Origin of the sequence: Oerskovia sp. USHLN155, from assembly GCF_037145535.1 — a bacterium.
GTDB classification, from domain to species: domain Bacteria; phylum Actinomycetota; class Actinomycetes; order Actinomycetales; family Cellulomonadaceae; genus Oerskovia; species Oerskovia rustica.
Genome location: NZ_JBBCXG010000003.1, coordinates 54,356 through 80,622, shown reverse-complemented (window position 1 = coordinate 80,622; position 26,267 = coordinate 54,356). Strand labels below are relative to the sequence as shown.

Here is a 26,267-nt window from a genome sequence, read left to right as displayed (position 1 = left end):
GACCAGCGTGACCCCTGGGTCACGCTGGTCCTGACACGTCCGGAGGGTCAGCGCGTCACGTGCCCGAACCGGTGCATCGTCCGGCTGATCGCCTGCTCGCGCAGGACCGTGAGCAGCTCGCGCCGCCCGCTCGCGAGGACCGGGTGGTCCAGCACCGTCACGTCGCCCACGTGGCCCGCCGCAGCCTCGCGCAGCCCGGGCGCCGAGCCCACGACGCGGACGCGACCCCTGACCTCTCCACGCGCGACGGCCGCGGCGAACGCCTCGTGGCTCACGGCCGACTGCCCGGCGGCGCGGCTCACGACGACCGGCACCCCGGCCGTGCGCGCCGCGGACAGCACGCGCTCGACCTCGACCGGCGCGGCCCCGTCCCCGACGCGGACCGTCAGGACGTCGATCGGCCGGTACCGGAACACGTTCGACTCGACGTGGAGCGCCGACGGGTCGTGCTCGACCGCGAACTCGTGCGCCCACCAGCGGGCGTCGTCCGCCCGGGCCCACGCGAGCCACGCCTCGGGCGAGGTCTCGCGCGCGGGGACGGCTCCGGCGTCGGGCGCCCCGCCCTCCGCACCCGCGGCGACGGCGTCGCTCCACGTGCCCAGCTCGGCCACGTAGTTGGGCCCGCCCGCCTTGGCGCCCGGACCCACGGCCGAGCGCTTCCAGCCGCCGAACGACTGGCGCTGCACGATCGCGCCCGTGATGACGCGGTTGACGTAGGCGTTGCCGACCTGGACGCGGTCGAGCCAGGTGTCGACCTCGGTGTCGTCGAGGCTGTGGATGCCGCCCGTGAGTCCGAACGAGACCGCGTTCTGGAGCTCGATGGCCTCGTCGAGGGTCGCGGCCGTCATGACCCCGAGCACCGGGCCGAACGCCTCGGTGAGGTGGAAGAACGAGCCCGGCGCGACGCCCGAGCGCAGCCCCGGGGTCCACGAGCGACCCGCGGCGTCGAGGCGGCGCGGCGCGACGAGCCACTGCTCGCCCGGTTCGAGCGTCGTCAGGGCGCGCAGCAGCTTGTCGCCGGGCGCCTCGGTGAGCGGGCCCATGGTCGTCGAGACGTCCGTGGCCGGGCCGACCGCGAGCGAACGCACCGCGTCGACGAGCTGCACCGAGAACCGGCGCCCCGTCTCGGTCCGCTGGTCACCGACCGAGCCCACGAGGATCACGAGCGAGGCCGCCGAGCACTTCTGGCCCGCGTGCCCGAACGCAGAGCGCACGACGTCGGCCGCCGCGAGGTCGAGGTCCGCCGAGGGCGTCACGACGATCGCGTTCTTGCCCGACGTCTCGGCGAGCACGTCGAGCCCCGGCCGCCAGGACGCGAACATCTGCGCGGTCTCGATGGCCCCCGTGAGGATGACGCGGGCCACTCCCTCGTGCGTCACGAGGTGGCGACCGAGGTCGCCGTCGGGCACGCGCGAGAGCTGCACGACGTCCCGGACGGACTCCGCGGTCAGGGTGCTCCCGGCGGCTGCATCCGCGACGGCGTCCGCGAGCCCCGCGTGGATCGCGTCGACCGCGACCTCCAGGCAGCGCGGCGTGGCCGGGGCCGGCTTCGCGATCACGGCCGAGCCGGCCGCGAGCGCCGCGACGATCCCGCCCACGGGGATCGCGACGGGGAAGTTCCACGGCGGGGTCACGAGGGTCACGCCGTGGGGCGTGAACCTCGCGCCGGGGACCTGGTCGAGCGCCTCGGCGGACTGCGCGTAGTAGCTCGCGAAGTCGACAGCCTCGCTGACCTCGGGGTCGGCCTCGGCGACGGTCTTGCCGGGCTCGTGGACCATGGCGGTCACGAGGTCGGTGCGGGCCTCCTCGAGCCGGGCGGCCACGGCGCGCAGCGCACGGGCGCGGTCCGCGGGGGCGACCTGCGCCCAGGCCGCGGTGGCCCTGCCGGCGCGCGCGACGACGTCGTCCACCTGGTCCGTGCTCGCCACCTCGGGCGACTGCGCGGGGACGAACCCGGAGTCGGGTCCGACGATCCGCGCGGCCCAGGCGCGGCTGGCGGCGACGGCCGGGTCGGTGTCGGCGGCGTTGGTGAAACGCTCCCCGGCCACGTGCCCGACGGCGTCGCGCGCCTGGCGACGCGGCGTCACGTCCGCGGCGGAGTAGCGGGTGCCGAGCTCGACCGAGGCGCGGTAGGCGGCCTCCTGGCGGTCCATCGCGGTGTCCGAGGGATGGTCCGACGGGTGGTCCGACGGAGCGAACATGGCGTGCAGGAAGTTCTGCTCGGCCGCGTTCTCCTCGAGACGTCGCACGAGGTAGGAGATCGCGACGTCGAAGTCCTCGCGAGCCACGACGGGGGTGTAGAGGACGACGCGGCCCGAGTCCCGAGCGACCTCGTCCCGCACCGCCCGCGCCTCGCCCGGCGCCATGCCCTGCAGCATCTCGACGTCGAGCGCGTGAGCGACCCCGCGCGCACGTGCGACGAGGATCGCGAGCGCGACGTGGAACAGGTTGTGGCTCGCGACGCCGATCCGCACCGCGTCGGTGCGGGGGGCGCGCAGCGCGTGGTCGACGAGGCGCACGTAGTTCGCGTCGACGTCGGGCTTGGTCGGGTAGGGAGCCTGGGCCCAGCCGTGGAGCTCGGCCTCGACCTTCTCCATCGCGAGGTTCGCACCCTTGACGAGGCGCACCTTGACGGGGGCACCGCCCGCCGCGACGCGCTCGGTCGCGAACGCCGTGATGCCGTCGAGCGCGCCGAGCGCGTCGGGCAGGTACGCCTGGAGCACGATCCCGGCCTCCAGACCACGGAACTCCTCACGCCCCAGGACCGCCTGGAAGACCTCGGTCGTCAGGGCCAGGTCGCGGTACTCCTCCATGTCGAGGTTGAGGAACACCCCGTGGTCGCGCGCGGCGCGGTACAGCGGCAGGAGCCGCTCGACGACGCGGTCGCGCGAGCCCTCGAGGTCCCACGTGACGAGCTGGGACGCGACCGAGGACACCTTGACCGAGACGTAGTCGACGTCGGGACGCTCGACGAGCGCGATGGTCCGCGCGAGCCGGGCCTGCGCCTCGTCCTCGCCGAGCACGGCCTCGCCGAGGAGGTTGACGTTGAGCGCGTACCCCTCGGCACGCGTGCGCGCGAGGTGCCTGCCGAGCCCCGGGCCGGCGTCGGCCACGAGGTGACCGACGAGCTGGCGCAGGCGGATCCGCGCGGCGGGCACGACGACCTTCGGCAGGACCGGGGCCATGCGGGCGCCGAGACGCAGCAGCGCGGTGTCGACCGGGCCGAGGAAGCCCTTCGCGCCGCCGGCGAGGTCGCCCAGGAGCCCGAGCTCGTGCGCGGCGACCTGGACGTCCTGGGGGCGGGCGACGTTGTCGACGAAACGCACCGCGAGCTCGAGGCCCGCAGGGTCGGACACGAGGGCGCCGAGGCGCTCGGCGGTCCTGCGCTCGCGCGCCCCCTCCGAGGCCGCGGCCGCGGCGGCGATCCAGCTGCGGGCGAGGCGCGCGGCGTCGTCGGCCAGGGCCTCGATCGGGGTGTCGGTCTGGACGTCGACGCTGGTCAGGGGCGAGGAGGCACCGGCTCGTGACCGGTCGTCCGCGCGTGGAGCACCCGCTGGGGCGCTCGAGTCGTGGCTGCTCATCCTCCTAGCGTGCCTCCGTTGCTGACGCTTCGTCTTGTACGATCCGGGCTGTCATGGCATCGCTTCCGGACAAGTCCACCCCACCACGCACCTGGCCAGACGGCGAGGCGCTGCTCGCTGCCCTCAGCCCCGCGATGGTCGACCTCATGGACGAGCTCTCGTCGACCATGTTCTGCGCCAAGGACGTCACGGGCCGGTACGTGCTGGTCAACCGGGTCTTCGTGGCCCGCACCAACGAGCGCTCGCGCCGCGCGGTCCTCGGCAAGCGCGCCACCGACCTGTTCGTGCCACAGCTCGCCGAGCGCTACGACCAGCAGGACGCCGAGGTCCTGCGCACGGGCCGTCCGCTGCGCAACGAGCTCGAGCTCATCCGCCGCCTGGGCGGCACGCCCGGCTGGTTCCTCACGTCCAAGCTCCCCGTGCACGACGCCGCAGGACACCTCGTGGGGCTCGTCTCGGTCTCGCAGGACCTGCGCGAGGACGACGCCGACGACGCCTCGATGGACTCGATGGCGCGGCTCGTCGCGGGCATCGAGGAGCGCCTGGGGCAGGCGCTCACGGTCGCGGACCTCGCAGCGCTCGCGGGGTGCACGCCCGCGGTGCTCGACCGCCGCGTGCGGCGCGTGTTCTCGCTCAGCCCGCGCCAGCTCGTGCTCCGCGCCCGGGTCGACCGGGCGGCCGAGCTGCTCGTGGGCTCCGACTCCCCCATCGCCGAGATCGCGGTCGTCACGGGCTTCTACGACCAGCCCGCGTTCACCCGGACCTTCGCGCGCCTGACGGGCGAGACGCCGTCGTCGTTCCGGCGCAGGGCTCGGCGGTAGGTCGGCTCTCCGGCTCGCGCTCCCGCGCCACCCGTGCCAAGACTGGGAACCATGACCTCGATCCCCACCGCCGCCCTGCCCGGCGGCGACATCCCCCTGCTCGGCCTCGGCACCTGGCAGTCCGAGGGCGACGACTGCTACCGCGCGGTGCGCCACGCGCTCGACGTCGGGTACCGGCACATCGACACCGCGACCATGTACGGCAACGAGGAGCAGGTGGGCCGGGCGCTCGCCGCGTCCGGCGTGCCGCGCGGGGACGTGTTCCTCACGACCAAGCTGCGCCCCGCGGACGTCGGGCGTGAGCACGAGACCCTCGCGCAGTCGTTGCGCCTGCTCGGCACCGACTACCTGGACCTGTGGCTGATCCACTGGCCACCGTCGGGCGACGCCTCCCCCTGGGTGTGGGCCGAGATGCTCGGGGCGCGCAACGTGGGACTCGTGCGGTCGGTCGGGGTGTCGAACTACTCGGTGGACCAGCTCGACGTCCTGTCCGAGCAGACGGGCGAGACGCCCGCGGTCAACCAGATCCCCTGGGGCCCGGACGACTACGACGCGCAGGTCGTCGAGCAGCACGCCAAGCGCGGCGTGGTGCTCGAGGGGTACAGCCCGTTCAAGCGCACGAACCTCGACTCACCCGCCCTGCAGGCGGTCGCGAGGGCCCACGGGGTCAGCACCGCCCAGGTCGTCGTGCGCTGGCACCTGGACCACGGATTCGTCGTGATCCCCAAGTCGGTGACCCCGGCCCGGATCGAGGCGAACTTCGACGTCACGGGCTTCTCGCTGAGCCCCGACGAGCTCGCGAGCATCGACACGCTCGGGTGACGATCCGGCGGGCGACGTGAAACGGGCCCCGACCTGGCGGTACGTTGGACGGGCACGGTCCCTCACCTCGGGACCGGAAAACCCTCATCACCCGGAGGAAGAGTGACGACGACGTCAACGCCGCCCACCAGCGGTCCCACCCAGGCCGGATCCACCGCCGAGCCCCCCCACCAGAAGGCCTCGGCCCTCGCGACGGCCCACAGCCAGCTCGCGAACGCGGTCGAGATCCTCGGGTACGACCCGGGCCTGCACGAGATGCTCGCGACCCCGCGCCGCGAGGTCAACGTCTCGGTCCCGCTGCGTCGCGACAGCGGCGAGATCGTGCTGTTCCGCGGCTACCGCGTGCAGCACAACGTCTCGCGCGGCCCCGGCAAGGGCGGGCTGCGGTACCACCCGAGCGTCGACATCGACGAGGTGCGCGCGCTCGCCATGTGGATGACCTGGAAGTGTGCCGTCGTGGACCTGCCGTACGGCGGCGCCAAGGGGGGCGTGTCGATCGACCCGCGCCAGTACACGCAGGCCGAGCTCGAGCGCGTGACCCGCCGGTACACGAGCGAGATCATGCCCGTGATCGGCCCCGAGCGGGACATCATGGCCCCCGACATGGGGACCAACGAGCAGACCATGGCATGGGTCATGGACACCTACTCGGTCAACCAGGGGTACACGATCCCGGGCGTCGTGACGGGCAAGCCGATCCCCGTGGGCGGCTCGCTCGGGCGCACCACGGCGACGTCGCAGGGCGTGGTCCACACGACCAGGGCCGCGCTCGCCGAGGCGGGGCTCGAGCTCTCGGACGCGTCGGTCGCGGTCCAGGGCTTCGGCAAGGTGGGCTCGCACGCCGCCGCGATCCTCGCGGGCCAGGGCGCCCGGGTGGTCGCGGTGAGCGACCAGTACGGCGGCATCCACGACGAGGACGGGCTCGACGTCGCCGCGCTGTTCCGGCACGTCGCCGAGACCGGGACGGTGGTCGGCTTCGAGGACGCCGAGCCGATCGACAACCACGCGCTGCTCGCGCTGCCCGTGGACGTCCTCATCCCCGCGGCCGTGGAGGGCGTGCTCGACGACGAGACCGCGCACACCGTCAAGGCCCGCTGGGTCGTCGAGGGGGCGAACGGCCCGACCACCGCTGCGGGCGACCGCATCCTCGCCAAGAACGGCGTGACCGTGGTGCCGGACATCCTCGCGAACGCGGGCGGCGTCGTCGTGTCCTACTTCGAGTGGGTCCAGGCGAACCAGGCGTACTGGTGGACCGAGCAGGAGATCGGCGAGAAGCTCGAGCACCGCATGCACGTGGCCTACCAGGGCGTGTCGTCGCTGGCTCGTCGCGAGGAGCTGAGCCTGCGCGACGCCGCGCTCGTCATCGGCATCCAGCGCACGGCCGAGGCGCACCAGATCCGCGGGCTCTACCCGTAACGTCGCCCTCGACCTGGGCAGGGCGGTCCCCGCGAGGCGAGGGCCGCCCTGTCGCACGTCCTGGCCCGGCACTCCGGGGCCCTGGGCGAGACCTGCCCTGCCCGACGGCGCCGCGTCAGCCCCGGCGCGCGCGCAGGGTGGTCACGACGGGGGCCAGGATCGCGACGCCCGCGGCGATGCCGGCCGCGACCGCGACGGTGCCGTCGACGAGGGGGCCGTTCGCACGGCCGTAGGCGATCCAGCCGAGCCCCCAGGCCATGGCCAGCCCGATCGTGATCGCGACCACGGGCCTGCGCGCCGCGAAGAGGGCGTAGGCGACGGCCAGGACCGCGCCGGCTGCGACGACGAGCACACCCCAGGCGGTCGCGCCGAGACCCGCCTCGCCCACGCCCGCGTCGGTGAGCGCGGCGGCGACGTTCGCGAGCGTGGCCACGCTGGCCCAGCCCAGGTAGAGGCCGACCGTGCCGTCCAGGACGACGGACTGGACGCCGCTCGTGGGCGGGGTGCGCACGAGCCGCACGAGGATCACGGCGAGCACCGCGACGAGCACGCCGATCACGACGACGCTGAGCGGCAGGACGCCCGTCTGGACCACGCCGATCCATGCGGCGTTGAGCAGCATCGAGGCCAGGACCCACCACGACACGGACCGCAGGCGGGGATCGGTGGCCTGGCGCGGGAGCGCCTGGTAGACCGCGAAGACCGCGAGCCCCAGGTAGATCACCGACCAGATGGAGAACGCGGGGCCGTCGGGCGCCACGGGGGTCGCGTCGGCGGCGAGGGCTCCCCCGGCGGCGTCCTGGATCGCCTGGCCGCCGAACGCTCCGGAGCCGAACGCTGCGCCGACGATCGCGACCGCCGCCCCGACGAGGACCGTGACCTGGCGGACCCGGTCGGCGGTCGCGGGGGCCGCGGCGGGCTGGGCTGACGTGGTTGCTCGGGTGCTGCTCATGGTCCCAGCATGCCAACCCTCAGCATGCTGAGCATCTCGTGCGCATCCCGCTGGCGCCGGGCGCCCTCGACCGGTTACGCTCCGGCGCCAGCAGATCGCCGCGACGCGGCCCGCCGTCGGAGAACCACATGAACAGCATGCTGCGAGCGGCGCTCGGCGCGCTCGTCCACGTCCTGGCCCCCGGGGCCGAGACGTCCGGCGACAGCGCGGGGTCGGCGGCATCGGCAACGGGATCGGCAGAGCCCACCGCGACGGCGGACCGGACCTTCGCCGAGCAGCAGTACCTCGCCCCGGCGTGGGAGCACGGCCACGTGCCGCTGTCGGTCGACCTGTTCGGGGCGCTGGGCCGCCTCCTCGACGCCCGCGCCCCCGGGGACGTCCGGGACGCCCCGGAGACGCGAGGTCAGGACAGCGGCTGACGCCCCGCCCACTCGATGAGCGTGGTCCGGGGACCGGTGAAGAACGGCGTCTCCTCGCGCACGTGGCGGCGCGCCTCGGTGGCCCGCAGGTCCCGCATGAGGTCAACGATGCGGTGCAGCTCCTGGGCCTCGAAGGCCAGCAGCCACTCGTAGTCACCGAGGGCGAACGACGCGACCGTGTTGGCCCGCACGTCCGCGTAGTCGCGAGCCGCCAGACCGTGGTCGCGCAGCATGGTGCGGCGCTCGGCGTCGGGCAGGAGGTACCAGTCGTACGACCGCACGAACGGGTACACGCACAGGTACGAGCCCGGCTCCTCGTGCATGAGGAACGCCGGGACGTGCCCGCGGTTGAACTCGGCCGGGCGGTGCAGGGCCGCGTTCGACCAGACCGGCTCGAGGTGGCGGCCGAGCTCGCTCGCCCGCAGGCGCTGGTAGGCGCCCTGGACGGACTCGATCGTCGGGCCGTGCCACCAGACCATGAGGTCGGCGTCGGAGCGCAGTCCGCCCAGGTCGTACCAGCCGCGGACCACGAGGTCGCCCTCGACGGCCGCCGGGTCGTCGCCGCCGCCGACCGCGGCGAGCGCGGCCTCGACCATCTCGGTGCGTTCGGCGGCGTCGGCCGGCAGGGACTCGGCCAGCGCGAAGACCGACCACATCGTGTAGCGGATCGAGTCGTTGATCTGTTCGTGGTCCACGGGGACGCGGTGCGCGTCGTTCATCGTCGTGCCTCTCTGGAGTGCGTGCTCCTGGGACGCCGACGTCCCGGGAGTCGTGCGGGTCGTCGGGTCAGCGGTGCAGGTCCGTGCTGCACAGCGCGGGGATGCCGCTGGGCTCCCCGTCGCGGCGCAGGCAGCAGTCCGGTGCGCAGACCGAGCGGAACGCGCCGAGCTCGCCGACCACGGCCTCGGTGAACTTCTCGTCGCGCGCGATGGCCGCACGCTCGAGGACCAGGTCCACCAGGCCCTTGACGAACGGGGCGCGGGTGCCGACGGTCCCGGCGCGCACGGCGGTGATCCCGAGGCGCGTCGCGGTCTCCATGGCCTCGGTGTCGAGGTCGTACGCGACCTCCATGTGGTCCGACACGAAGCCGATGGGCGAGAGCACGACGTTCGTGACGTCGTCGGCGGCCAGCGACTCGAGGTGGTCGTTGACGTCCGGCTCGAGCCACGGCTGCGCGGGCGGCCCCGAGCGCGAGCAGAACGTCAGGTTCCACTCGACCTCGTGGCCGAGGCGGGTCGAGACCTCCTCCGCGACGACGCGGGCCAGGTCGAGGTGCTGGCGCGAGTAGGTCGCGTGCGAGATGCGCGACGCGGCCTCCATGGTCAGCGGGATCGAGTGCGTGACGAACACCAGGCGAGCCTCGCGCACGTCGCCGCCCTTGGCCGCGAGCGCCTCGTACCCCTCGAGCACGGCGTCGATGTTCGCCTGCGCGAAGCCGGGGTGGTTGAAGTAGGAGCGCACCTTGTCGAACTGGATGCCGGTCGAGCCGTCGGCTCCGAGCTCGCCTCGGGCGTCGAGCGTGAGCGCGAGGTCCTCGCGGTACTGGCGGCACCCGGAGTAGGACGAGAAGGCCGAGGTCACGAGGGCGACCACGCGCTGGGCGCCCGTGCCGGCGAGCTGCTCGACGGCGTCACGCGTGTAGGGCTCCCAGTTGCGGTTGCCCCACACGACGGGCAGGTCGATCCCGCGGTCCGCGAGCTCTTCCTCGAGCGCGGCCTTGAGGGCGAGGTTCTGCTCGTTGATGGGGCTCTTGCCGCCGAACCCGTAGTAGTGCTCGCCGACCTCCTCGAGACGTTCGTCGGGGATCCCCTTGCCGACCGTGACGTTGCGCAGGAACGGCACGACGTCCTCGGGCTTGTTGGGTCCTCCGAACGAGTAGAGGAGGAGGGCGTCGTAAGGGCGGACTTCTGCGGCAGCGGCAGGAGCGGTGCTGGTCCGTGCACCGGTTCCGGCGGCCGTCGTCTGAGGCGAGAACGAGGGCATGTCCGCATCATCTCAGCCGCACCTGGGGGTTCTTCCCCGGAGGGCTGCGACGCGGACGTGACATTGACGGGACAGTTCGTCAGAACGACCCTCGCCCTCGCCCTCGCCATGGAACCGCTCCCCCGTGACTACCCCTTGACCGCTCCCCCGAGCCCCGCGCCCTGCAGGAACGTGCGCTGGAACACGAGGAACAGCAGCACCGGGATGATGGTCGAGATCGCGAGCGCCGCGAGGAACACGCCCTTGTCGGTCGTTGCCGCGATCGCGGGCAGGCGCACCGACAGCGGCTGGATCAGGGGGTCCTTGAGGACCAGGAGCGGCCACAGGAAGTCCTTCCAGCTCGCGATGATCGCGAACACCGACACCACGCCCAGGATGGGCTTGGACATGGGCAGCACGATCGACCAGAACAGCCGGTAGGGGCCGGCCCCGTCGACGCGCGCGGCCTCGAAGACCTCGCGCGGCAGGTTGTCGAAGAACCGCTGCACGAGCAGCACGTTGAACGCGCTCGCCCCCGCGGGCAGCCACACGGCCCAGAAGCTGTTGATGAGCGAGGTGCCCAGCAGCGGCGGGTCCAGGATCGTCAGGTAGAGCGGCACGAGCAGCACGACGGCCGGGATGAACATGGTCGACAGCACCGCCGCCTGGACCGCCTTGCCGTAGCGCGGGCGCAGCACCGACAGCGCGTAGCCCGCGGTCGTCGCGACGACCATCTGCACGGCCCACGAGCCCAGCGCGAGCCAGATCGTGTTGAAGAAGTACTTGCTGACCTGCACCTCGTTCCACGCCTTGTCGAGGTTGTCCCAGGCGATGCCGTTCGGGAAGATCGCCATGGGCGTGCGCAGGATGTCCTGCGTGGGCGTGACCGCGAACTTCGCGAGCAGCAGCATGGGCCCGAGCCCCGCGACCACGAGCAGCACGAGCAGCAGGACGTGCGTCCCGCCCATCCCGAACCGCACCGAGGGGCGCCGCCAGTCCGCGACGGACACCGCGCCGCGGTCGGCCACGCCGTCCATGGCCCGACGACGCCGCCTGCGTTCGCGCGCCGCGTCGCCCTCGCGACGGGTCAGGTAGGCCCTCTCGGCGAGCCCCGCCATGGAGCCGCCGCCCTGGGCCGAGACCTCCAGCGGAGAGGGGTACTCGCCGGGGCGGGCTGCGCCGTCGGGCCCGGCGAGGTCGGGCGTGCTGCCGGGCGTCCCGGGCGGGACGGCGGCGGGACGGTCGGTGCGCGGGGTCGTCATGAGGTGCTCCAGGACCGGGTCAGGCGGAAGTACAGGGCGGAGAAGGCCGCGAGGGCGAGCGCGAGCATGAGCGAGAGCGCGGTCGCCGCGCCGTAGTTGCCGCCCAGGCTGTTCGCGAACGCGTAGTTGTAGATGAGCAGCAGGATCGTGATGGTCGAGTTCGCGGGGCCGCCGCCCGTGAACAGGTACGGCTCGAGGAACACCTGCGCGGTCCCGATGATCTGCAGGATCAGCGTGATGAACAGGACCCCGCGAAGCTGGGGCATGGTCACGTGCCACACCTTGCGCCACACGCCCGCGCCGTCCACCTCGGCGGCGTCGTAGAGCTCGGGCGGGACGCTCGTGAGGGCAGCGAGGTAGATGATGATCGTGCCGCCTGCCCCGGCCCACGTGGCCGCGAGCACGAGCGACGGCATGGCGGTGGTGGCGTCCTGCAGCCAGGGGTAGGGGCCCAGTCCCACCCAGCCGAGGATCGTGTTGAACACGCCGTGGGGACCGGCGTCGTAGAAGAACTTCCACAGCAGCACGGCCACGACGGGCGGGACGACGACCGGCAGGTACGCGAGCGCCGAGTACAGGCCCTTGTACCTGCGCACCTCGCTCATCAGCACCGCGGCCACGAGCGGGATCGGGTACCCGAACAGCAGCGCGAGGAACGCGAAGTACGCCGTGTTCCTGACCGCGGTCCACAGCAGCGGGTCGGCGAGCACGTACCGGAAGTTGTCGAGCCCCACGAACCGGGTGTCGACGAGGTTCGTCTCCTGCACGCTCATGAGGAGCGCGCGCACGATCGGGAACCAGGAGAAGACCCCGAAGATCACGATCACGGGCAGCATGAAGATCAGGTTGCTGAGCCCGCCGCCGCGCACCCACGTCGCGGGCGACCGTCGTCGGGCGGGCTTGTCGGCCGGCGCTTCGTGGCGTCTGCGCGCCGGTGCACTGGTGGCGGTCACGGAAGGTCCTTCGGGGTCGAGGAGAAGAGGAGGTTCCCGGTCGGTCGGAGGGGGCGCCCGCGACCTACCGGGAGTTCTTGAGACCGGGGGGCCGGGCCACCCCGGGCCCGCTCTCACGAGCACCGGGTGAGCCCTCGGCGAGAGCAGCGGTGAGGTCCCGGGGTGAGGGGTGTGGCGCGACCGTGGTCGGGCCTGGCGGGAGCGCGAGGCACGAGCGCGGAGGGAAGGTCGCACGACACCCCTCACCTCGGGGCCGGCGTCACCCCTGGTCGAGCAGCGCCTGGGCCTGCTTGTTGGCGTCCGCCAGCAGCTTGTCGATGTCGGCGTTCTGGTCGGTCAGCACGGCCTGGACGACGGGGTCCATGAGCGCGTAGATCTCCTGCGTCTTCTGCGACGGCTCACCGACGAGGGGCAGGTCGAACATGGTGTCGGTGTAACCGGTCATCTGGTTCAGCGGGACGTTGATGTAGTCCTTGATCCATTCCTGGTTCTCGAGGTACTGCTCCTTGCTGAACATGGGGAGCACGGGCGTGCCGACGGGCTGGTCGCTCGCGACGAGCGTCTGGGCGTCCTTGACGGAGGCGTCCTGGTCGACGAGCTTGTTGAGATAGAAGAAGTCGATCCACTTGACGGCGGCGGCCTTCTTCTCGTCGGTGGCCTTGGCGGGCATGGCCGCGAGGGTGCCGCCCGTGAGGACGCCGGCGTCGCCGCCGTCGAGGGGCAGCGCGGTGAGGCCGTAGGTCGCGGGGTCGAGCCCGTTGGACTGGACCATCGAGGTGTAGACGTCGGAGCCCGACGTGTACATGCCGACCTGTCCGGCGGCGAAGGCCTCGTTCATGGTGCCCCAGTCGAGGAGGAAGTTGCTGCCCATGGAGTTGTCCTCCCAGCGCAGCGTCTTGAGGAACTCGAGGGCTTCCTTGGTGCCGTCGTTGTCGAGCGACTCGGTGGCCGTGCCGTCGTCGGCGACGTCCTGGACACGACCGCCGCGCGAGTAGGTGTTGACGGTGAGCTGCCAGCCGCCGGTGTTGTTCTGCGTCATCTGGGCGTAGCCCGCGACGCCGGGGTTGGCGTCGGCGATCTTCTTGGCGTACTCGCGGACCTGGTCCCAGGTGGTGGGCGGGGAGTCGGGGTCGAGGCCGGCGGACTCGAACAGGGCACGGTTGTAGTGGAGGCCGACGCCGTAGACGTTCTTGGCGGGGATGGCGTAGACGTGGCCGTCGGGTCCGGTGCCGGCGTCGATGATGGCGGGGTTGAACTTGTCGGCGTAGGGCAGGGTGCGGAACTGGGTGTCGAGGTCGGCGATCTGCTTGTTCTCGACGAGGGTCTTGGCGTCGGTGAACGGGATCTCGAACACGTCGGGCAGGGTGCCGCCGGCGAGCTGGGCGGCGAACGTCGTCGCCTTCCACTCGTACTCCTCGGGCACGACGTCGATGTCGGGGTTGGCGTCCTCGAACTGCTTGACCTGCTCGTTGAAGGCGTCGATGGCTTCGGGCTCGGAGCCGGGCAGGAGGGAGACGACCTTGAGGGTGGTCCTCCCGTCGGCGGACTCGTCGTCGCCCGAGCCGGAGCTCGAGCAGGCGGCGAGGGCGGTGGCGGTGAGGGCCCCCACGAGGGTGAGGGCGATCGCGCGGCGTGTGGACTTCATTGTCTCTGCTCCTTGTCGGGCGGGTGTGCGGGTGGTGCGTGTCGGTGCTGTCAGGCGGGGGTGGTGCCGGTCGCGTGGCCGGGCGGGGTGCGCCGGAGCCATGCGGCCGTGTCGGTGGGGAGCCGGGTGCCTGCGGCGCCTGGCTCGAGGTCGGCGCTCGCCAGGAGCACGTCGTACCCGGCGGGCAGCGGGACGGCGGGCCCGAGGTTGACGACGCACAGCAGGTCTCCCCGCGTGAAGGCGAGCACCTGGTCGCCCGTCGCGTCGCCGGGCACGAGGTCGTCGGCCCACGCGAAGTCGGCGCGGAACGCGGGTTCGGTGTGCCGCAGCGCGAGGACGCGGCGGTAGAGGCTGAGCATCGACGCGTCGTCGCCGGCCTGCGCCTCGACGGACACCTCGCCCCACCCGGCGGGCTGGGGCAACCAGGGGTGAGCACCGCCGTCGGGCCCGAACCCGTGGCTGGTGCCGCCGCGCGTCCACGGCAGGGGGACGCGACAGCCGTCGCGGCCGGGGTCCACTCCCCCGGACCGGAAGTGCATGGGGTCGTTGATGACGTCGAGCGGGAGGTCCTCGACCTCGGGCAGGCCGAGCTCGTCGCCCTGGTAGACGTACAGCGAGCCGGGCAGGGCGGCGGACAGGAGGGCGGCGGCGCGCGCCCGACGGCGTCCGGCGGCGAGGTCGGTCGGCGTCCCGAACCGCTTGGCGCCGAACGCGAACGCGCTGTCCTCGCGGCCGTAGCGCGTCACGGGGCGGGTCACGTCGTGGTTGGACAGGACCCACGTGGCGGGGGCGCCCACGGGGGCGTGCGCGTCGAGCGTGGTCTGGACGGACTCGCGCAGGGCCTTGGCGTCCCAGGGGCGGGCCATGAAGTCGAAGTTGAACGCGGTGTGCATCTCGTCGGGGCGCAGGTACTGCGCGAACCGCGCGCGGTCGGCGAGCCAGACCTCCCCGACGAGGACGCGCGGCTCGTCGTAGGACTCGGCGACGGCACGCCAGCCGCGGTAGACGTCGTGGATCTCGTCGCGGTCGACGTGCGGGTGCTCGCCGGGGCCGGGGTGGGCCGGGACCTCGGGCAGCGTGGCGTCCTTGACGAGCAGTGCCGCGGAGTCGATCCGGATGCCCGCGGCGCCGCGGTCGAACCAGAACCGCAGGATGTCCTCGTGCTCGCGCCGGACGTCGGGGTGGTTCCAGTTGAGGTCCGGCTGCTCGGGCGTGAACAGGTGCAGGTACCACTCGCCGGGCGTGCCGTCGGGGTTCGTGGTGCGGGTCCAGGTGGTGCCCTGGAAGTCGGAGACCCAGTGCGTGGGCATCTCGTCGCCGCCCGGGCCCTTGCCGGGGTGGAACCAGAAGCGCTCGCGCTCGGGCGAGCCGGGGCCTGCGGCGAGCGCGGCCTGGAACCAGCGGTGCGCGGCCGAGACGTGGTTGGGCACGACGTCGACGATGGTGCGGATGCCCAGGTCACGGGCCTCGGCGATGAGCTGCTCGGCCTCGGCGAGCGTGCCGAACTGCGGGTCGATCTCGCGGTAGTCCGCGACGTCGTACCCGCCGTCGGCGAGCGGGGACAGGTACCAGGGCGTGAACCAGATGGCGTCGACGCCCAGGTCCCGCAGGTACGGCAGGTGCTGCCGGACGCCGGCCAGGTCCCCGGTGCCGTCGCCGTCGCCGTCCGCGAAGCTGCGTACGTACACCTGGTAGATGACCGCGTCGCGCCACCAGGTGGCGTCGGTCCCTCGGGTCGAGTCGTCCTCGCGCACCGTGTCCTCGTCTTCCGTCCGTCCCGTTCAGCCGTGAACGGGTGCTCCTCGTCGAGCGCGGCGTCCCGGGTGGGTGGGCCGCTGGACTCCTGATCCGTGGATCCGTCGTCTTGAGCATCAACGTAATCACTCGACAGCAATCACGCAAGAACTCGACAGCAGCGTTATCAAAACGCGACCTTCTCGATGGAGCCAGGCTCAAGAGGGCAGACGCAGGGCAGGCCGGACAGGCGGGGCAGGCGCGGGCAGCACGGAGGGCGCCGCCCCGGGAGTCCCGGGACGGCGCCCTCGTCGGCAACGGCGCGGCTAGTCGGCCCCGGTGCTCCGCAGCGGCGCGGTCGAGCCGCGCACCACGAGCTCGGGCTCGAACAGCAGCTCGTCGCGCGATACGTCGGCCCCCGCGATCATGCTCGCGAGCAGGTCGACGGCCGCGCGCCCCATGGGCTCGATGGGCTGGCGGACGGTCGTGAGCGCGGGGTCTGTCGAGTTCATGAGCGCCGAGTCGTCGTAACCGACGACCGAGACGTCGGTCGGCACCTGCTTGCCGGCCCGGCGCACCGCGCGGATCGCGCCGAGCGCGAGCGGGTCGCTCGCGCAGACGATCGCCGTCGCCCCGGCGTCGAGGAGCCGCACCGAGGCGGCCTGGCCGCTCTCGAGCGAGTACTGGCTGTGCTGGACGAGCGCGGGGTCGATGGTCACGCCGTGGCGGGCCGCGAGCGCGTGGGCCGCGGCGAGCTTGCGCTCGGACGGGATGTGGTCGGTCGGCCCGAGGAGCAGCCCGATCCGGCGGTGCCCCAGCGACAGCAGGTGCCCGAGCGCCTGGTTCATGGCGACGACGTCGTCGCACGAGACCCGCGGGAAGTCGAGCGACTCGATCGAGGCGTTCATGAGGACCACGGGCAGGTTGCGCTCGGCGAGGCGCCGGTACGGCTCGTGGTCGGCCTCGCGCTGGGCGTAGAACCCGCCCGCGAAGAGCACGCCCGAGACCTGCTGGCCGAGCAGCAGGTCGATGTACTCGGACTCGGTGATGCCGCCCGCGGTGCGCGTGCAGAGCACGGGCGTGAACCCCTGCTGCGCGAGCGCCCCGCCGATGACCTCGGCGAACGCCGGGAAGATGGGGTTGGCGAGCTCGGGGAGCACGAGGCCGACGAGCCGTCCGCGCTCACCGCGCAGCTTGGTGGGGCGCTCGTACCCGAGCACGTCGAGGGCCGTGAGGACGGAGTCGCGCGTCGCCTGGGAGACCCCGGGCTTGCCGTTGAGCACGCGGCTGACCGTGGCCTCGCTGACGCCGACCTTCCTGGCCACCTCGGCAAGTCGTCTGGACATGCTCCTGACTATACGCAGAGCGCAAGCGGCTTGCGTTCGCTTGCGCAATCTTGAGCGGCACCGTCGGCGCTCGTCGGGCTGCCCGTCAGCGCCGTCGCCGTCCCCGCGTGACCGTGTGCCCCGCGTCGGTGAGCACGTCCGCGGCGGACTCGACCGAGTCCTCGGGGACCAGCACCAGGTCGGCGTGGAACGTCGACGCGACGAAGACCGCGATCCCCGCGTCGGCGAGCGGGCCGACGATCGCCGCGAGCATGCCGGGCTTGCCGAGCCCGTGAGGGTCGCCGTAGAAACCGGCCCACCGGTCGCCGCCCCCGCCGAAGGGCGAGGCCTCGCGCAGGACGGTCAGGCCTTCGGGTGCGCGGACGAGCGCGACCCACTCGTCGTCGTCGGGGAAGGACGCGTGGGGCTCGTGCGCGAGCGTGAAGAACGAGTCGAGGAGGCGGATCTTCTGCGCGGACATGCCCGCGAGCCTAGGGCGCACCACCGACACGCGAATCACCCCCGAGAGGTGTCGTGCAGTGCACAACAACCCGTGTGCGCGGCACACTCCGAGCGCCGGGCCGTGGTTAGGCTCGACGCGTGAGCGCCCCCACCCCCACACCCGGGCTCCTGCCCGCACCCGTGAGCCTGCACCCTGCCGCCGGCTCGTTCCCGCTGGCCGACGGCACGCCGGTCCGCACGGACCCTGCACTGGTCGCCGCCGCGCGCTGGTGGCGACGGGTCACCGAGGACGCGTTCGGCCTCGACCTGCCGTTCACCGTCAGCCCCGCCGGTCCGTCGTCGGGCGGCACGTCCCTGCCCGACGCCGCCGCTCCCGCGGGCGTGACCCTCGCCCTCGACGCGGCGCGCCCCGCAGGCGGCTACCGCCTCGAGGTCACCCCCGAGTCCGTGCTGCTCACGGCCGCCGACGCGGCCGGTGCCCACGCGGGCGTCCAGACGCTGCGCCAGCTCGCGGGACCGCAGGCCTACCGCGCGGCGCCGGTCGTCGGCGTCCCGGCGGACGCCGCCCAGCTGCCCGCCCTCACGATCGAGGACCACCCGCGCTTCGGCTGGCGCGGCGTGCTGCTCGACGTCGCCCGGCACTTCCTGCCCACGCGCGAGGTCCTGCGGTTCGTCGACCTCGCGGCGGCGCACAAGCTCAACGTGGTCCAGCTCCACCTCACGGACGACCAGGGCTGGCGCATGCAGGTCCACCGCTACCCGCTCCTCACGGAGGTCGGCGGCTGGCGCACCGAGTCGAACGTCGGGACGTGGCGCACGGGGGTCTTCGACGGACGGCCGCACGGCGGCTTCTACTCCCAGGACGACCTGCGCGAGATCGTCGCCTACGCCCGCGAGCGTGGCGTCGTCGTCGTGCCGGAGATCGACGCCCCCGGGCACGTCGAGGCGGCCGTCGCGGCCTACCCGTTCCTCGGGACCCGCAAGGCGCCGCACGCGGTGCGCACCACGTGGGGTGTGAGCACCGAGGTCCTCGACCCCTCGGACGAGGCGCTCGAGTTCTTCACGAACGTGCTGGACGAGGTCCTCGACGTCTTCGACTCCCCCTGGATCGCGATCGGCGGCGACGAGGTCCCCACGACCCTGTGGCGCGAGAACCCCGCGATCGTGGCCCTCGCCGAGGAGCGCGGCCTCGCGGACGTCGCCGACCTCGCGGGCTGGTTCCTGGCCCGCCTGAGCGAGCACGTCACGGCCAAGGGGCGTCGGGCGGTCGTGTGGGACGAGGGCTTCGGCGAGCAGCTCCCGCGCGACGTCGTCGTGACCGCGTGGCGCGGCTTCACGGTCGGCGCGGACGCGCTCGAGGCGGGCAACGACGTCGTCATGGCCCCCGAGCAGGTCGTGTACCTCGACCACCGCGCGGGCGACGGCGAGGACGAGCCCGTGCCCGTCGGCTTCCTGCGCACGGTCGAGGACGTCTACGCGTTCGACCCGTTCCCGCCCGAGGTCCTCGCGCAGTACCCCGGGCTCGACGCCGCGCCCGGCCGCCTGCTGGGCGCACAGGCCGAGGTCTGGTCCGAGCACCTCGACTCCCCGCGCCGCGTCGACTACGCGGCGTTCCCGCGCCTCGCGGCGTTCGCGGAGGTCGTCTGGAGCCCGACGGCGGAGCGCGCCCCGGGCGGGTCGGCCTCGGCCGAGTTCCTCGCGCGGCTCGGGCACGACCACCTGCCGCGCCTCGACGCGGCAGGGGTCGAGTACCGCCCGCTCGACGGGCCGAAGCCCTGGCAGCAGCGCCCCGGCGTGCACGGCTTCCTGCGCCACCTCGACCAGGAGATGGCGGCGGGCGGCTGGGCGGGCGTGGGCGGCTGGGTCGAGGGCCGCGACGAGCACTCGGAGGGACAGGCATGAGCACCACGGACCAGCCGGTGACGCTCGTCGTCCGCGGCGCACGGCTCACGACCCCGGAGGGGCTGTCGGAGCCCGTCGACGTGCTGGTCGCGGGCGACACGATCGACGACGTCGTCCCGGCGGGCACCGTGCCCGTGCCCGCCGGGGCGCACGTGGTCGAGGCCGCGGGGCGCATCGCGTTCCCCGGCTTCATCGACTCCCACGTGCACGGCGAGGCCGCGGTCCTGGACCCCGACGTGCAGCTCGCGATGCTGCGCCAGGGCGTCACGAGCATCGTCACCGGGCAGGACGGCGTCTCCTACGCCCCCTCGGCGCCGCTGCCCGTCGCGGACGGAGCCCCCGACGCGCACACCTGGGCCACGGGCTACTTCAGCGCGATCAACGGCGAGCACCCCACGTTCCGGGGCGGCTCGGTCGCGGACCTGCTCGCGACCTACGAGGGCACGACGCCGCTCAACGTCGCCTACCTCGTGCCGCACGGCACGCTGCGCTACGGCGTCCTGGGCGGCGCGGCCCGCCCCGCGACGCCCGAGGAGACCGGTCGCATGGTCGCCCTGCTGCGCGAGGCGCTCGACGACGGCGCGTGCGGCATGTCCACGGGCCTCGAGTACGCCCCGGCCTCGAACGCGACCGACGACGAGCTCGTCGCCCTGGCCCGCGTCCTCGCCGAGCACGACCTGCCCCACGTGAGCCACATGCGCGGCTACGAGGACAAGGCCGGGACCGCGATGGCCGAGCTCGTCCGAGTTGCCCGGGCGTCGGGCGTCGCGACCCACGTCTCGCACTACCACGGCCCCGCGGCCGAGCTCGTGGGCTACGTCGAGGACGCCCACGCGGCCGGGCTCGACGTCACGTTCGACTCCTACCCGTACCTGCGCGGCGCCTCGATCCTCTCGATGGTCTCGCTGCCCACGTGGCTGCCCGTCGCGGACCCGGACGCCACGGTCGCGATGCTCCAGGACCCCGGCGTCGTCGCGCGCCTCAAGGCCGAGCACTTTCCCGGCCTCGCCGACCTCTGGGGCCGCGTGACCATGGCCGCCGTCCCCGGCGAGCTGCGGTGGAGCGAGGGCATGGCCCTGCTCGACGTGGCCGACCGGCTCGGCCTCGACCCGGTCGACACGACGCTGCGCATCCTCGTCTCGACGCACCTGCGTGCGGGCTGCGTGTTCGCCCAGCCGCCGACCAACTCCCCCGAGTCCGTCCGCACCCTGCTGCGCCACCCCGCCCAGATGGGCGGGTCCGACGCCATCTACCAGGGCGGACGGCCCCACCCGCGCGGCTGGGGCGCGTTCGCACGGTTCCTCGCGGAACACGTGCGCACGCTGGGCGACTGGACGTGGCACGAGGCCGAGCGGCACCTGTCGACCGCGGCCGCCGAGCGCTTCGGGTTCACCGACCGGGGCCGCCTGGTGCCCGGCGCGCGCGCGGACGTCGCACTGCTCGACCCGGAGACCGTGCAGGACGTCGCGACGTACGAGGACCCGCGCCGGCCCGCGACCGGGATCGACGACGTGCTCGTCGCCGGCGTCCCCGTGCTCGCGGGCGGCCTGCCCACCGGGGCCACCCCCGGGCGTGCGCTGCGACCGACCGTCCCGGCGGTCCGCGCGTGAGTGTCGGCCCGCGGGCCACCGCGACCACCGCCGTCACGACCACCGACGCCGCGAGCAGGAACTCGTCCCAGTCGCTGCGGCGCGCGCTCGGGATCCTCGACGCGCTGCGCCACGACGCGGCGCGCGGACTGAGCCTCGTCGAGCTCGCGGACGTCCTCGGGACGCACAAGAGCACGGTCTCGCGCCTGCTCGCGCCTCTCGTCGAGGTCCACCTCGTCCGGCGCACCCCGACCGGGCGCTTCGTGCTGGGGGCTGGCACGCTGCGGCTCGGCCAGGCGTACCTCGAAGGGCTCGACCTGCGCACGGTCGCCGAACCGCACCTCGCGGCGCTCATGCGCGCCTCGGGGGCCACGTGCCACCTCGTCGTGCACGACGGCCTCGACGTCGTCTACATCGACAAGAAGGAGAACACCGCGGTCGTGCGCATGGCCTCGCGCATCGGGCGCCGCATGCCGCTGTACTGCACGGGCGTCGGCAAGGCGATCCTCGCTGCGAGCGACGTCGAGCTCCTCGACGCCGTGCTCGAGCACCCCATGCCCGCCGTCACCGCGCGCACCGTCACGAGCCCCGAGCACCTGCGGGCCGAGATCCGCACGGTCGCCCAGCGCGGCTACGCGATCGACGACCGCGAGAACGAGGCCGAGGTGCGCTGCGTCGCGGCCGCCGTCGTCGACCACACGGAGACCGCGATCGGCGCGCTCTCCGTCTCCGCCCTCGCCTCGCACATGCCGCCCGCACGGGTGCGCGAGCTGGGCCCGCTCGTCGTGCAGGCCGCCCGCGCGGTCTCCGCCGGGATGGGCTCCGTGCGCTGCGGCTACGAACCCACCGGGAGGAACGCATGACCCACCCCACCCAGCCACCCGCACACGCGACCGGGCCCGCGGCGGCGAGCGCCGTCGTCGGGCCCGCGACCAAGGGCCTGCGGCTCGACGCCGAGCGGACCGTCGCCGACGTGCTCGCCGACTCGCCCCGCATCACCGACGACGCCTTCTCCTGGCCGCTCCTGACGCTCGACGACGCGGCGCTCGACCACAACGTCGCGCTCATGGCGCGACTGTGCGCCGAGCACGGCGTCGAGCACGCACCGCACGTCAAGACCGCGATGTCCCGCTCGCTCTACGCGCGCCAGGCACGCGCCGGGGCGTGGGGCGCGACCGTCGCGAACCCGTCCCAGCTGCGCGTCGTGCGCACGTGGGGGGTCGAGCGGGTGTTCCTCGCGAACGAGCTCATGGACCCGCGCGACATCGCGTGGCTGCGCCGCGAGCTCGAGGCCTCGGTCGCCCCGGGCGGTGCGCCGTTCGAGGCGTGGGTGTACGTCGACTCGATCGAGGGCGTCGGGCTCCTCACGCGCGGCTTCGCGGGGGCGACCCCCGAGGTCGTCGCGGGGCTCGGCGTGCTCGTCGAGGTCGGCGTCCCGGGCGGGCGCACGGGTGTGCGCAGCACGGCCGACGCGCTGGGCCTGGCTCGCGCCGTGCGCGCTGCAGGCCTGCGCGTGCCGGGCGTCGCCGGGTACGAGGGGTCGGCCGCGGGCGGCACCGCGCCCGAGGACCTCGCCAAGGTCACGGCCTACTGCCGGGGCCTGCGCGACGTCGCGGCCGCGTTCGTCCGCGAGGGCCTCGTGCCCGACGACGAGCCCGTGGTCGTGACCGCGGGCGGCAGCTCGTTCCTCGACGTCGTGCTCGCCGAGCTCCCCGGCCCGCTCACCATCCCGGGCAGCGCCGGGACCGACGGCCCCGACGGGTCCTCGGTCACGCGCGACGTGCGCGTCGTCGTGCGCTCGGGCGCGTACGTCACCCACGACCACGGCTTCTGCGCGCGCATGGACCCGTGGGACCGCATCCCGGGCGGCGAGCCGATGCACGCGGCCGCGGTCGTGTGGGGGCAGGTGCTCTCGGTCCCCGAGCCCGGGCTCGTGCTGTGCGGCGTGGGCCGGCGCGACGTGTCGTACGACATCGACCTGCCGACGGCCCTGTGGCTGCGCACGCTCGACGAGAACGGCGGGCTGCGCCCGGCGCAGGACCTCGCGGGGGCGCGCGTCACGGGACTCAACGACCAGCACCTGTACCTCACGATCGACCCCACGCCCGCGGGCAGCGCCCCGGTCACGACGCAGATCCGGCCCGGCGACGTCGTCGGTCTCGGGATCTCGCACCCGTGCACGCTGTTCGACAAGTGGCGCGTGGCCGTCGTCGTGAGCGACGACGACCAGGTCGTCGACATCGTCGGCACCGAGTTCTGACCCCGGTCGCGGAGCACCCGGACCACCCCGAGAGAAAGAGACACGATGAACACCCCCAAGACCCCGATCAGCACCCCGCACGCACCGGCACCGGCCCACACCTTCCACCAGGGTGTGCGCAAGGGCCCGTTCGTCCAGGTCTCGGGTCAGGGCCCGGTCGACCCCGCGACGAGCGAGTACCTGTACCCCGGGGACGTCGCGGCGCAGACCACGCGCACCCTGGAGAACGTCAAGGCCATCGTCGAGGGCGCGGGCGCCACGTTCGACGACGTCGTGATGCTGCGCGTCTACCTCACCAAGCGCGAGGACTTCCCGATCATGAACGACGCGTACGGCGCGTTCGTCGAGGCCAACTGCCCGGGCGGCGTCCTGCCGGCCCGCACCACGGTCTTCACGGGCCTGCCCCGCGAGGAGATGCTGGTCGAGATCGACGGGCTCGCGATCACGGACTGACGCTCCCCCCGCCGCTGAGTGCGTGGTTCGGCTGCGACTCGCCGGGCGTGTCGCAGCCGAACCATGCACTCAGCGGAACGCGCGCCGTGGGTGGCCGCGCCTAGCCTGGCGGGATGATCGAGACGCTCGCCATCGAGGGCTACCGCTCGCTGCGGCACCTCGTCCTGCCCCTGGGCCGCCTCACGGTCGTGACGGGCGCCAACGGCGTGGGCAAGTCGAGCCTGTACCGCTCGCTGCGTCTGCTCGCCGAGTGCGCGCTGGGCGGCGCGGTCGGGGCGCTGGCCCGCGAGGGCGGCCTGCCCTCGACGCTGTGGGCCGGGCCGGAGGTCGTCGGGCGCTCGGTGCGCGAGGGCGTGCACCCCGTGCAGGGCACGGTGCGCGGTGGCCCGGTCGCGCTGCGGCTGGGCTTCGCGAGCGGCCCGGACCCCCTGCCCGACGGCGCGGCGTCCGCAGGTGCGTCGCTCACCGGCGCGTACGGGTACGCGATCGACCTGGGGCTGCCGCAGGACGGCGGCGCGTCGTTCGGCCTGGACCCCGAGATCAAGACCGAGGTCGTCTGGTCGGGACCTGTCCTGCGCCCCGCGACGCTCGTCGCCGACCGGCACGGCCCCTCGGTCCGGCTGCGCGACGAGGACGGGGTGTGGCAGGCGTCAGGGCGCCGGCTGCGGTCCTTCGACAGCATGCTCTCGGAGGTCGTGGACCCCGTCGGCGCCCCCGAGCTCGTGCTGGTGCGCGAGCGCCTGCGCTCCTGGCGCTTCTACGACCAGTTCCGCACCGACGCCCTGGCCCCGGCTCGCGCCTCGCACGTCGGCACCCGCACCCCGGTCCTCGCGCACGACGGCGCCGACCTCGCCGCGGCCCTCGAGACGATCCGCGAGCTGGGCCTGGCCGACGACCTGGACGCCGCTGTCGAGGACGCGTTCCCCGGGTCGAGCGTGCGCGTGCGGGTGACGGACGACGGCCGGTTCTCGCTCGAGCTGCGCCAGCACGGCCTGCTGCGCCCGCTGGGCAGCGCCGAGCTGTCCGACGGCACGCTGCGCTACCTTCTGTGGGTCGCCGCCCTGCTCACCCCCCGGCCGCCCGAGCTGCTCGTGCTCAACGAGCCCGAGACGAGCCTGCACCCCGAGCTGCTGCCCGCGCTCGGAGCCCTGGTCGCCGGGGCCGCGCGACGCACGCAGGTCGTGGTCGTGACGCACTCGCAGGCGTTGGTCCGGGCCATGGAGGACGCGGCGGTCGGCTCGCGAACGGCCTCCCCGGCGCTCGTGCACGTCGAGCTCGTCAAGGAGCTCGGCGAGACGACGGTCGCGGGCCGCGAGGGACCGCTCGACGAGCCGCAGTGGCACTGGCCCAAACGCTGAGTGCATGGTCCGGCCGCGACTCGCCGGGCGCGTCGCGGCCGGATCATGCACTCAGCGGCCGGGATCAGCGACGCACGGACCCCAGGTACAGGCTCGTGACCGACGCCGCGACCTCGGTCAACCGGCTCGCGGTGCGCGCCACGAGCTCCTCGAGGTCGGTCGGTCCGGGAGCGATCGAGAACGCCGCCGTGATCCCCGCGGCACGCGACTGCCGCGCGGGCAGGAGCACCTGCCCGGCGATCACCACGACGGGCGGCCGGCCCGGCGCGGCCGCGGCGAGCGCCCCGATCCCGTCGGCGACCTTGCCGTTGACGGACTGCGAGTCGAACGAGCCCTCGCCGGTGAGCACCAGGTCGGCGTCCGCGACGGCCGCGGGCAGCCCGATCGCCTGCGCGACCAGGGTCGCGCCGTGCTCGAGCTCGGCGCCGAGGACCGCGACGAGGGCCGCCGGCACCCCACCGGCAGCGCCCGCCCCCGAGAGGTCGTGCGTGCGGACGCCGGTCTCGCGCTCGAGCAGGTCGGCCCAGCGCACGAGCGCCGTGTCCAGGAACGCGACGTCCGCCTCGCTCGCCCCCTTCTGCGGCCCGAACACCGCGGCCGCCCCGCGCTCGCCCACGAGCGGGTTCGTCACGTCGACGGCCAGCCGCCACCGCACCTCGCGGGCCCGCGGGTGCAGTCCCCCGAGGTCGAGGCCGACGACCCGAGCGAGCCCCTCGCCGCCGTCGGGCACGAGGGTCCCGGCGAGCTCCCCGTCCGCCGACGAGGCGACCGTCGCGACCGAGTGCGCGAGGAGCCGGGCGCCGAGACCGGTGAGGACTCCTGCGCCGCCGTCCGTCGAGGCGGAACCGCCGAGGCACAGGACGACCTCCTCGACCCCGGCGTCCAGGACCGCCGCGCACGCCTCTCCCGTGCCGCGCGTGTGCGCGTGGAGCGGCTGGAGGACGACGTCGCTCACAGCCGGCAGGCCGCTCGCCGCGGCGAGCTCGACCACGCCGATGCGGCGGTCGGCCGACACCCCGTAGCGTGCCCGGCGCGGGCGCCCGATCGCGTCCACCGTCTCGACCTCGCGCGCCTCGACCCCCCACACGGACAGGAGCGCGTCGAGCGTGCCCTCGCCGCCGTCGGCCATGGGCAGGAGCCTGACCTCGGAGTCCGGTGCCGCGGCCAGGACGCCGTCGGCGAGGTGCCGGGCCACGTCCGTGGCCGTCGCGGAGCCCTTGAACGAGTCGGGCGCGATCACGACGCGCAGCGGTCGCGGGCCGGTGCGCGCGGGGTCGACGGTCGGTGCGGCGTTCGTCGTCGGAGGCACGCCCCGATCGTAGCCAGCGGGTCCGGCCCGCGCCGTGTGGGG

At 73.7% G+C, this 26,267-nt stretch carries 21 protein-coding genes; 10 read left to right on the top strand and 11 right to left on the bottom strand.

The features are described 5' to 3' along the window. Positions 1-47 precede the first annotated feature (47 nt). Entirely contained in the window at positions 48-3,581 is a 3,534-nt protein-coding gene (locus WFH32_RS05250; protein ID WP_336706405.1) for a proline dehydrogenase family protein, read from the bottom strand. 53 nt (positions 3,582-3,634) lie between these two features. Between WFH32_RS05250 and WFH32_RS05245 the strand changes: the two genes are divergently transcribed. The 3 genes from WFH32_RS05245 to WFH32_RS05235 all read left to right on the top strand — a co-directional run bounded on the left by WFH32_RS05245 (position 3,635) and on the right by WFH32_RS05235 (position 6,640). Continuing rightward, complete coding sequence (locus WFH32_RS05245) at positions 3,635-4,402, top strand: AraC family transcriptional regulator (RefSeq protein ID WP_191794201.1); 768 nt, start codon at positions 3,635-3,637, stop codon at positions 4,400-4,402. A 51-nt stretch (positions 4,403-4,453) separates the two neighbouring features. Then, entirely contained in the window at positions 4,454-5,224 is a 771-nt protein-coding gene (locus WFH32_RS05240; protein WP_191794202.1) for an aldo/keto reductase, read from the top strand. A 102-nt stretch (positions 5,225-5,326) separates the two neighbouring features. Beyond that, the gene (locus WFH32_RS05235) at positions 5,327-6,640 is read left to right on the top strand and encodes a Glu/Leu/Phe/Val family dehydrogenase (RefSeq protein WP_442946305.1); all 1,314 of its coding nucleotides are present in this window, start codon (positions 5,327-5,329) and stop codon (positions 6,638-6,640) included. A 115-nt stretch (positions 6,641-6,755) separates the two neighbouring features. On the opposite strand, the gene WFH32_RS05230 is transcribed toward WFH32_RS05235, so the two are convergent. Next, positions 6,756-7,592 (bottom strand): tryptophan-rich sensory protein, encoded by an 837-nt coding sequence (locus WFH32_RS05230; RefSeq protein WP_191794204.1) that lies wholly within the window; start codon positions 7,590-7,592, stop codon positions 6,756-6,758. 128 nt (positions 7,593-7,720) lie between these two features. Here WFH32_RS05230 and WFH32_RS05225 point away from each other — a divergent pair, with 128 nt between their 5' ends. Next, the gene (locus tag WFH32_RS05225) at positions 7,721-8,011 is read left to right on the top strand and encodes a hypothetical protein (protein WP_191794205.1); all 291 of its coding nucleotides are present in this window, start codon (positions 7,721-7,723) and stop codon (positions 8,009-8,011) included. Here WFH32_RS05225 and hemQ read toward each other — a convergent pair. The 8 genes from hemQ to WFH32_RS05185 all read right to left on the bottom strand — a co-directional run bounded on the left by hemQ (position 7,996) and on the right by WFH32_RS05185 (position 17,373). Further along, entirely contained in the window at positions 7,996-8,730 is a 735-nt protein-coding gene (gene hemQ / locus WFH32_RS05220; RefSeq protein WP_191794206.1) for a hydrogen peroxide-dependent heme synthase, read from the bottom strand. The genes WFH32_RS05225 and hemQ overlap by 16 nt on opposite strands. A gap of 67 nt (positions 8,731-8,797) precedes the next feature. Beyond that, the gene (locus WFH32_RS05215) at positions 8,798-9,994 is read right to left on the bottom strand and encodes a ferrochelatase (protein ID WP_191794207.1); all 1,197 of its coding nucleotides are present in this window, start codon (positions 9,992-9,994) and stop codon (positions 8,798-8,800) included. Positions 9,995-10,122: 128 nt separating this feature from the next. After that, positions 10,123-11,010: a carbohydrate ABC transporter permease gene (locus WFH32_RS05210; RefSeq protein ID WP_225227556.1), complete on the bottom strand. Its 888-nt coding sequence runs from the start codon at positions 11,008-11,010 to the stop codon at positions 10,123-10,125. A gap of 221 nt (positions 11,011-11,231) precedes the next feature. Beyond that, positions 11,232-12,188, bottom strand: coding sequence for a carbohydrate ABC transporter permease (locus tag WFH32_RS05205; protein ID WP_336706404.1), 957 nt, complete (start codon positions 12,186-12,188; stop codon positions 11,232-11,234). A gap of 259 nt (positions 12,189-12,447) precedes the next feature. Beyond that, entirely contained in the window at positions 12,448-13,833 is a 1,386-nt protein-coding gene (locus tag WFH32_RS05200) for an ABC transporter substrate-binding protein (protein WP_336706403.1), read from the bottom strand. Between the two features lie 50 nt (positions 13,834-13,883). Continuing rightward, positions 13,884-15,587 (bottom strand): glycoside hydrolase family 13 protein, encoded by a 1,704-nt coding sequence (locus WFH32_RS05195; protein WP_336706402.1) that lies wholly within the window; start codon positions 15,585-15,587, stop codon positions 13,884-13,886. 306 nt (positions 15,588-15,893) lie between these two features. Continuing rightward, complete coding sequence (locus tag WFH32_RS05190) at positions 15,894-16,913, bottom strand: LacI family DNA-binding transcriptional regulator (RefSeq protein WP_336706401.1); 1,020 nt, start codon at positions 16,911-16,913, stop codon at positions 15,894-15,896. 85 nt (positions 16,914-16,998) lie between these two features. Then, positions 16,999-17,373 (bottom strand): ACT domain-containing protein, encoded by a 375-nt coding sequence (locus WFH32_RS05185; protein WP_336706400.1) that lies wholly within the window; start codon positions 17,371-17,373, stop codon positions 16,999-17,001. 119 nt (positions 17,374-17,492) lie between these two features. Here WFH32_RS05185 and WFH32_RS05180 point away from each other — a divergent pair, with 119 nt between their 5' ends. The 6 genes from WFH32_RS05180 (at position 17,493) to WFH32_RS05155 (ending at position 24,916) form a co-directional block, all read left to right on the top strand. Continuing rightward, complete coding sequence (locus WFH32_RS05180; RefSeq protein WP_336706399.1) at positions 17,493-19,256, top strand: beta-N-acetylhexosaminidase; 1,764 nt, start codon at positions 17,493-17,495, stop codon at positions 19,254-19,256. Continuing rightward, a complete protein-coding gene (locus WFH32_RS05175; protein ID WP_336706398.1) occupies positions 19,253-20,866 on the top strand; it encodes an N-acyl-D-amino-acid deacylase family protein in 1,614 nt (537 codons plus the stop codon). Before WFH32_RS05180 ends, WFH32_RS05175 begins: the two co-directional genes overlap by 4 nt. Further along, on the top strand, positions 20,863-21,708 hold the full coding sequence (locus WFH32_RS05170; protein ID WP_191794214.1) for an IclR family transcriptional regulator: 846 nt from the start codon (positions 20,863-20,865) through the stop codon (positions 21,706-21,708). The genes WFH32_RS05175 and WFH32_RS05170 overlap by 4 nt, the downstream gene beginning before the upstream one ends. Next, on the top strand, positions 21,705-23,105 hold the full coding sequence (locus WFH32_RS05165) for an alanine racemase (protein ID WP_336706397.1): 1,401 nt from the start codon (positions 21,705-21,707) through the stop codon (positions 23,103-23,105). Before WFH32_RS05170 ends, WFH32_RS05165 begins: the two co-directional genes overlap by 4 nt. A 45-nt stretch (positions 23,106-23,150) precedes the next feature. Continuing rightward, entirely contained in the window at positions 23,151-23,558 is a 408-nt protein-coding gene (locus tag WFH32_RS05160) for a RidA family protein (protein ID WP_336706396.1), read from the top strand. A gap of 113 nt (positions 23,559-23,671) precedes the next feature. After that, positions 23,672-24,916, top strand: coding sequence for an AAA family ATPase (locus WFH32_RS05155; RefSeq protein WP_191794216.1), 1,245 nt, complete (start codon positions 23,672-23,674; stop codon positions 24,914-24,916). Between the two features lie 64 nt (positions 24,917-24,980). On the opposite strand, the gene WFH32_RS05150 is transcribed toward WFH32_RS05155, so the two are convergent. Next, a complete protein-coding gene (locus WFH32_RS05150; protein ID WP_191794217.1) occupies positions 24,981-26,225 on the bottom strand; it encodes a glycerate kinase in 1,245 nt (414 codons plus the stop codon). Positions 26,226-26,267 lie beyond the last annotated feature (42 nt).

Bases quoted from the DNA above. Each gene is read 5' to 3' on its own strand.
- WFH32_RS05250 (WP_336706405.1), bottom strand. From the start codon at position 3,581: ATGAGCAGCCACGACTCGAGCGCCCCAGCGGGTGCTCCACGCGCGGAC.
- WFH32_RS05245 (WP_191794201.1), top strand. From the start codon at position 3,635: ATGGCATCGCTTCCGGACAAGTCCACCCCACCACGCACCTGGCCAGAC.
- WFH32_RS05240 (WP_191794202.1), top strand. From the start codon at position 4,454: ATGACCTCGATCCCCACCGCCGCCCTGCCCGGCGGCGACATCCCCCTG.
- WFH32_RS05230 (WP_191794204.1), bottom strand. From the start codon at position 7,592: ATGAGCAGCACCCGAGCAACCACGTCAGCCCAGCCCGCCGCGGCCCCC.
- WFH32_RS05225 (WP_191794205.1), top strand. From the start codon at position 7,721: ATGAACAGCATGCTGCGAGCGGCGCTCGGCGCGCTCGTCCACGTCCTG.
- hemQ (WP_191794206.1), bottom strand. From the start codon at position 8,730: ATGAACGACGCGCACCGCGTCCCCGTGGACCACGAACAGATCAACGAC.
- WFH32_RS05215 (WP_191794207.1), bottom strand. From the start codon at position 9,994: ATGCCCTCGTTCTCGCCTCAGACGACGGCCGCCGGAACCGGTGCACGG.
- WFH32_RS05210 (WP_225227556.1), bottom strand. From the start codon at position 11,010: ATGGACGGCGTGGCCGACCGCGGCGCGGTGTCCGTCGCGGACTGGCGG.
- WFH32_RS05200 (WP_336706403.1), bottom strand. From the start codon at position 13,833: ATGAAGTCCACACGCCGCGCGATCGCCCTCACCCTCGTGGGGGCCCTC.
- WFH32_RS05190 (WP_336706401.1), bottom strand. From the start codon at position 16,913: ATGTCCAGACGACTTGCCGAGGTGGCCAGGAAGGTCGGCGTCAGCGAG.
- WFH32_RS05185 (WP_336706400.1), bottom strand. From the start codon at position 17,373: ATGTCCGCGCAGAAGATCCGCCTCCTCGACTCGTTCTTCACGCTCGCG.
- WFH32_RS05175 (WP_336706398.1), top strand. From the start codon at position 19,253: ATGAGCACCACGGACCAGCCGGTGACGCTCGTCGTCCGCGGCGCACGG.
- WFH32_RS05165 (WP_336706397.1), top strand. From the start codon at position 21,705: ATGACCCACCCCACCCAGCCACCCGCACACGCGACCGGGCCCGCGGCG.
- WFH32_RS05160 (WP_336706396.1), top strand. From the start codon at position 23,151: ATGAACACCCCCAAGACCCCGATCAGCACCCCGCACGCACCGGCACCG.
- WFH32_RS05155 (WP_191794216.1), top strand. From the start codon at position 23,672: ATGATCGAGACGCTCGCCATCGAGGGCTACCGCTCGCTGCGGCACCTC.